The organism is Microbispora sp. NPDC049633 (genome assembly GCF_040675265.1).
GTDB lineage: Bacteria > Actinomycetota > Actinomycetes > Streptosporangiales > Streptosporangiaceae > Microbispora > Microbispora maris.
On record NZ_JBFAOO010000305.1, the window covers coordinates 1 to 6117 of the forward strand.

Genomic DNA, 6117 nt, shown 5'->3' on the forward strand with positions numbered 1-6117 from the left:
GTGGCGCTCGACGCCATGGGCGGCGACAACGCGCCCGCGGAGATCGTCGCGGGAGCCGTACAGGCCGTGCGGGAGCGGGGCGTGCCCGTCGTCCTCGTCGGCCACCCCCGTCTGCTCTACCAGGAGCTGGGCGAGCACGACGCCGTCACCGAGATCCCCATCGTCCGCGCGGAGGAGGCGCTGGCGATGGACGAGGGCGCGTTGGCGAGCCTGAGACGGCCCCGGTCCAGCATCGCCATCGCCTGCCACCTCGTCCGGCGCGGCGACGCCTGCGCGGTCGTGTCCGCGGGATCGACGGCGGGCGTCGTCGCCACCGGCCGGCTGCGGCTGCGGGCCCAGCAGGGGGTCGTACGCCCCGCGATCGCGGTCGGCCTGCCGACGCTGCCCCAGCCGACCGTGCTGCTCGACGCGGGCGCCACCGCCGACGCCAAGCCGGAGATGCTGGTGCAGTTCGCCCACCTCGGCGTGGCGTACGCCGAATCGGCGCTCGGCCTGCGGCGTCCCCGCGTCGGCCTGCTCACGATCGGCGCCGAGGCCTCGAAGGGCAACAAACTCGCCAAACGGGCCCACGAGCTGCTCGCCACCACGCCCGGAATCGACTTCACCGGCAACATCGAGGGGCACGACCTGCTCACCCGGAAGGTCGACGTGGTCGTCGCCGACGGGTTCACCGGCAACGTCGCGCTCAAGACCGTCGAGGGCACGGTGCGGTACGCCTTCGAGCAGTTCAGGGAGGCGATCGCGGACAGCCGCGTGGCCAGGCTCGGCGGGATGCTGCAGCGGTCCCGGCTCCGGGAGCTGGCCGGCCGGCTCGATCCCGAGGCGCACGGCGGGGCCGTGCTGCTCGGTCTCAACGGCACCGTGGTGATCGCGCACGGCTCGTCACGGGCGCGCGGCGTCGCCGCCGCCTGCGAGCTCGCGGCCCGCCTGTCGGCCCAGGGCATCGTCGCCAGGATCGGCGAGCGCATCGCCTCCAACAACAAGCCGCACCGCCGCTGGTGACCACCGGATATAGGACGGCGGGCGGAAGCCGCGCGCCGATAAGCTTGACGCATGACCGACCCGCAGCTCGTGCTCACCGAGCGGGTCCAGCAGGCGCTGGGTTCCGCCTTCGGTCCGGAGTACGCCACCGAAGATCCGCTGATCAGGCCCTCCCAGTTCGCCGACTACCAGGCGAACGTCGCGCTCAGCCTGGCCAAGCGGCTCCGACGTGCCCCGCGGGAGGTCGCCCAGGCGATCGCCGATCACCTCGACACGAACGACGTGAGCGTGGAGGTCAGCGGGCCCGGTTTCCTCAACCTGACACTCCGCGACGGCTGGATCGCCGAGCAGGCCGGGCAGCGGCTGCTCGACGAGCGCATCGGCGTGCCGCAGCCTGCCCCGCAGACCGTGATCGTCGACTACTCCGCGCCGAACGCCGCGAAGGAGATGCACGTCGGCCACCTGCGCACCACGATCGTCGGCGACACCCTCGCGCGTACCCATGAACACGTCGGCAACCAGGTGATCCGGCAGAACCACCTCGGCGACTGGGGCACCCAGTTCGGCATGCTCATCGAGCACCTCCTCGACATCGGCGAGGAGGAGGCCCTCGGCATGCTCGCCGCCGGCGACGGCAACGCCTTCTACCAGGCGGCGCGGCACAAGTTCGACAACGACCCCGAGTTCCAGCAGCGGTCCCGCCGCCGGGTGCCGCTGCTGCAGGGCGGCGACCCGGAGACCCTGCGGCTCTGGCGCGAGTTCATCGATTACAGCAACCGCTACTTCACCAAGGTGTACCGGACGCTCGGCGTCACGCTGACCGACGACGACATCGCCGGCGAGAGCATGTACAACCCCATGCTCACCGACGTCTGCGACGAGCTGGAGCGCACGGGCGTGGCCGAGATCAGCGAGGGCGCGCTGTGCGTGTTCCCGCCCGGGTTCAAGGGCCGTGACGACCAGCCGCTGCCGCTCATCGTCCGCAAGAGCGACGGCGGGTACGGCTACGCCACGACCGACCTCGCGGCGATCCGCTACCGGGTGCGCGACCTGAAGGCCGACCGCGTCCTGTACGTCGTGGGCGCCACCCAGTCGCTCCACTTCCAGATGGTCTTCGCCGCGGCGCGGATGGCCGGCTGGCTGCACGACGACGTGAAGGCGGAGCACGTGCAGATCGGCAGCGTGCTCGGCAGCGACGGCAAGATGTTCAAGACCCGCAGCGGCGAGTCCATCAAGCTCACCGAGCTGCTGGACGAGGCCGTCGTCCGGGCCGAGGCCGTCATCGCCGAGCGCGGGTACGACCCCGAGACCCGCCGGCAGATCGCGCGCCAGGTCGGCATGGGCGCCGTCAAGTACGCGGACCTGTCGGTGAGCCACGACAGCGAGTACGTGTTCGACTTCGACCGCATGCTCGCCCTCACCGGCAACACCGGGCCGTACCTCCAGTACGCCACCGCCCGCATCCGGTCGATCTTCCGCAACGGCGGGATCGAGCCCGAGTCGGCCACCGGTCCGATCACGCTGGGCCACCCGGCCGAGCGGGCGCTCGCGCTGCAGCTGCTCGGCTTCGGCTCGGTCGTCGCGGCCGTCGCCGAACTCTCCGAGCCCCACCGGCTGTGCAACTACCTGTTCGACGTCGCCCAGACGTTCACCTCGTTCTACGAAAGCTGCCCGGTCCTCAAGGCCGAGGACGAGTCCGTACGGCAGTCGCGTCTGGCCCTGGCCGCGCTCACCCTGCGTGTGCTGCTGCGCGGGCTCGACCTGCTCGGCATCGAAGTCCCCGAGCGGATGTGAGCGGGGTGCCGGATCCCGCTCCGGCGGACACGGAGAACGGCTCTCTCGAGGCCGCGGACGTCGTCCGCGCATCCACAGATGCCTGGGATGCCGGGAATGACCCGGATGACGGGGATGCTGAAGATGCCGTCCCCATACGTCCATGGCCGGCCGCCCGCTCCTGGGCGGCCCGGCCCTGCCGTTTCCACGGGTCACGGCCGTCCACGGCGCGCCTCGTCCATGACTGTCGCACCAAGCGTCTAGTCTGGCGCGGTCAAGGGAGTGCCAGCCGACCCCTCGGGGAGCGTTCCGCGTGAGCATGGACCTGACCACGAGTCCGGACTTCGAAAACCTGGCCGAGGCCACGGAGCTGCACCGCTACGCCGAGGCGCTGATCGTCAGCCTCGCGGCCGACGGGACGGCGCCCGACCTGCCGCCGGGCATCACGGACGTGCCGGGCTACTGGCTGGGGCCCGCCGTCGAGGCGCTCGTCCTCATCACATCCGGCAAGGACGCCCTGGAGCCACTGGCCCTGGCGAACCAGCTGGACGAGCGGCGCACCGCCCTGTTCCTGTGCCTGGCCCTCGCCGTCTGCGGCCACGGCGACCGGATCCACGCCTCCTGGCTCGGCACCGCGTTCGGCGACCTGTCCGATGACCGTCCGGTGACCCCCGGCCAGCGGGCGCTGTGGCTCGCCGCCGCCCGCGGGGCGTACGGACCGGTCGGCAAGATCTTCGTACTGCGCAAGCTGGACGCGGTCAACGTGCCGGACACCGACGACCGATGGCTGAAGGCGCTGGTTCCCGGTCTGCCGGAGACGGCCGTGCCCGCCTCGCTGGAGGCGTTCCCCGAACTGGCCAAGGTCCCCGAGATCGAACGGTCGCTGCGGGCGTCGGTCACCCTGAACCGTCTGCGCGAGCGCTGCACCGAGATCACCTCCACCCGGCAGGCCGGCGAGGTCACCAAGATCGTACGTGGCACCGTGTGGGCCGAGGACGAGCCGCTGGCCGTACTCCGCGCCCTGGCCGGCCAGCGCGGCCAGGAAGGGCCGCTGAGCTCGCTCACCGGGCATCTGCTGGAGGACCTGCGTCCCGACGCCGACCCCCACTTGGCGGCGCTCGCCCTGCACGTGGCCGCGCCGGCCGTCAGGGCGGCCGCCGAGGCCCTCGTCGAGGTCGTGCGCGAACCGCCGCCCGACACCCTGCACGTGCCGATCCTCGGCTATCCGATCACGCTCAGGCCCGAGGGACCCGACCAGGAGTCGATGGCCGCGGCCGAGCAGCGGCTCGTCACCGACTGCGTGCCGAAGCGCACCCGGCCCTGGGCCGGATACGTCCTCCTGGTCCTCGCCGTCGTCGTCTTCGCCGCCGGGTTCGTGGTCTCGCTGCCGCTCGCCCTCGTCGGCCTGATGATCGGCGCCGGGGGCGGTCACCTGCTGTGGCGGCATCGCATCAAGGAACACTCGGACGTGCGGTACGTCCAGACACGGGCCGGCAAGCTCGCCGACCTCGCCGACAAAGCCGTCTGGGCCCTGCACGAGTACGCCAGGGAGTCCGAGGAGCGCGCCTCCGCCGCCGCCCGGGACCTGACGGAAGTCTCCACCCTCCTGCGCCGGGGCCCGCGGGCCGCGTAGGCGACTGCACCGCGGACGACTGTGCCCGCCGCCCAGCAAGGGCGGCGGGCACAGTCTCGTCCGCGGATGCGCATCCATGCGATCACACGGATGCGTCTCAGGCGGTGGAGACCTCCACCGTCGCCGGAGTGATCAGGAAGACCTTGTCCGCGATCCGCTCGATACGTCCCTCACAGCCGTAGGCCAAGCCTGCGGCGAAGTCGACCATTCGCGTGGCCTCCGCCGTCGACATGCTCGCCACGTCCATGACCACCGTGTGGCCCTCGCGGAAGTGCCGACCGATCGTCAGGGCGTCGTCGTATTTCCGCGGGCGAACCATGACGATCCGGGCCGGGTCGGCATTGGGCTGCCAACGCTTGGCGGCACGCTCGGCCGCCGGCATCCAGTCGTCCTCGTACTCGTCCTCGGCATAGGTCTCGTCGTCGTACTGCTCTGCCCCACCCAGGCCAAGGTAGCTCGCCACCTTGCGCACAGCCCCCATCGGTTCGTCCTTTTCCGGCTTGTCCTTTTCCGGGCTCGTCCCGACACGCGGAACCGTAATCGACGATTCAGCGAACCCCCACCGACACGCCCGGCCGTTTAAGTGTTGTTGGCTGGATAATGTGCAGGCCGGGTACTCGTGTCTTCATCGTCAATTCCGTCAGCCCTTCCAGGGTAACTCTCAAACCCGCCTACCCCATGGAACCCTTCGCAAACATTTCTCACAGTCACCCCGAACGACGGCACGCCTTCAGTAGATCACAACGGACGCCACCGATGGCGGGTTCCCGAAACGCGATCTTGCAGGTGGGACCTGGTGCGCTGCGCATGTGAGACACGATTCACGACACCGCCAATGAAGATCGAATTGTGCGACGAAGACGCCGGAATTCTCATATCGAAAGCATTTTCGATAGCGGCGTAGCGGCCCCGAGCGCGTCCTTGAGGCTCCCATATCGAGCTCCATTTGAGGTGTCTCTCGCGCCTCCGGCACAGTACGGATCCGCAATCCTGCCTGCGGAAAGAGGACGGGAAAGGCCGTCGTATCCGGCCCCGGCCGACGCCCCGAGACGTCCGTCGCATCCCGGCGCTCAGACCTCCGCGCAGCCTCGTGAGCGGACCCTTGGCCACCGACTGGTTCAGCAACTGGGGAGCACCGTCCGGACGGAGGCGCTCGCCGCAGCGACAGCTATCCGCCAGGGCCCGGATGGCAGACGGCGAACGCCTACGCGCCCCCGGGCCGCAAAGCGGCGCGAGGACACGCGAGGACAACCGTGGCGTCTCCAGTAACACCCGCCGATTCTCTCGCGGGGACCACTGCCCGGTCGATGGCCTCCGCCCCCTGAAATCAAGACTCGACCTCGCGTGGCAGTAACTGACCCCGCGGCGGCGGCGTGAGTGACGTGGACGCTTGAGAGATGCGACGCGTGAGGGACGCGGACGCGTGGGGCAATGGGCATCCGGTGTGGGGGATGCCGGCGGGTGTGGGGATCGTGGGGCGCCTGGACGGGAACGGTGCCTCTGGGACACACGTTGGGGTGGGGTGAGCTAGGGGTGTGGGTGGGGGTTGGTCACTGCGCCGGTTGGGTGGTTCGATCCCTCGATGCTCACGCCCGGCTCTCTCTGGATGTGTGTGGGGTGGGATGAGTGGGGTGTGGGTGGGGGTTGGTCACTGCGCCGGCCGGAAGGTCCGGTCCTCGCGAAGCCCGCTTCGCTGGGCCTTCGCTGCGGTCCTCCCTCCCGCCCGCTCC

The 6117-nt window shown here is 70.3% G+C and carries 4 protein-coding genes; 3 read left to right on the forward strand and 1 reads right to left on the reverse strand.

What is annotated here, in order from left to right; genetic code table 11:
• From plsX to AB0J39_RS37550, 3 genes are all read left to right on the forward strand, one after another.
• Nucleotides 1-1002 (forward strand): phosphate acyltransferase PlsX (plsX, locus tag AB0J39_RS37540; protein ID WP_363473666.1); only part of this gene is annotated, 1002 nt, incomplete at its 5' end.
• Between the two features lie 51 nt (nucleotides 1003-1053).
• Nucleotides 1054-2775, forward strand: coding sequence for an arginine--tRNA ligase (argS, locus tag AB0J39_RS37545; RefSeq protein WP_363473669.1), 1722 nt, complete (start codon nucleotides 1054-1056; stop codon nucleotides 2773-2775).
• 298 nt (nucleotides 2776-3073) lie between these two features.
• Entirely contained in the window at nucleotides 3074-4387 is a 1314-nt protein-coding gene (locus AB0J39_RS37550) for a hypothetical protein (RefSeq protein WP_363473672.1), read from the forward strand.
• Between the two features lie 97 nt (nucleotides 4388-4484).
• On the opposite strand, the gene AB0J39_RS37555 is transcribed toward AB0J39_RS37550, so the two are convergent.
• Entirely contained in the window at nucleotides 4485-4868 is a 384-nt protein-coding gene (locus AB0J39_RS37555) for a cell division protein SepF (RefSeq protein ID WP_346226448.1), read from the reverse strand.
• Nucleotides 4869-6117 lie beyond the last annotated feature (1249 nt).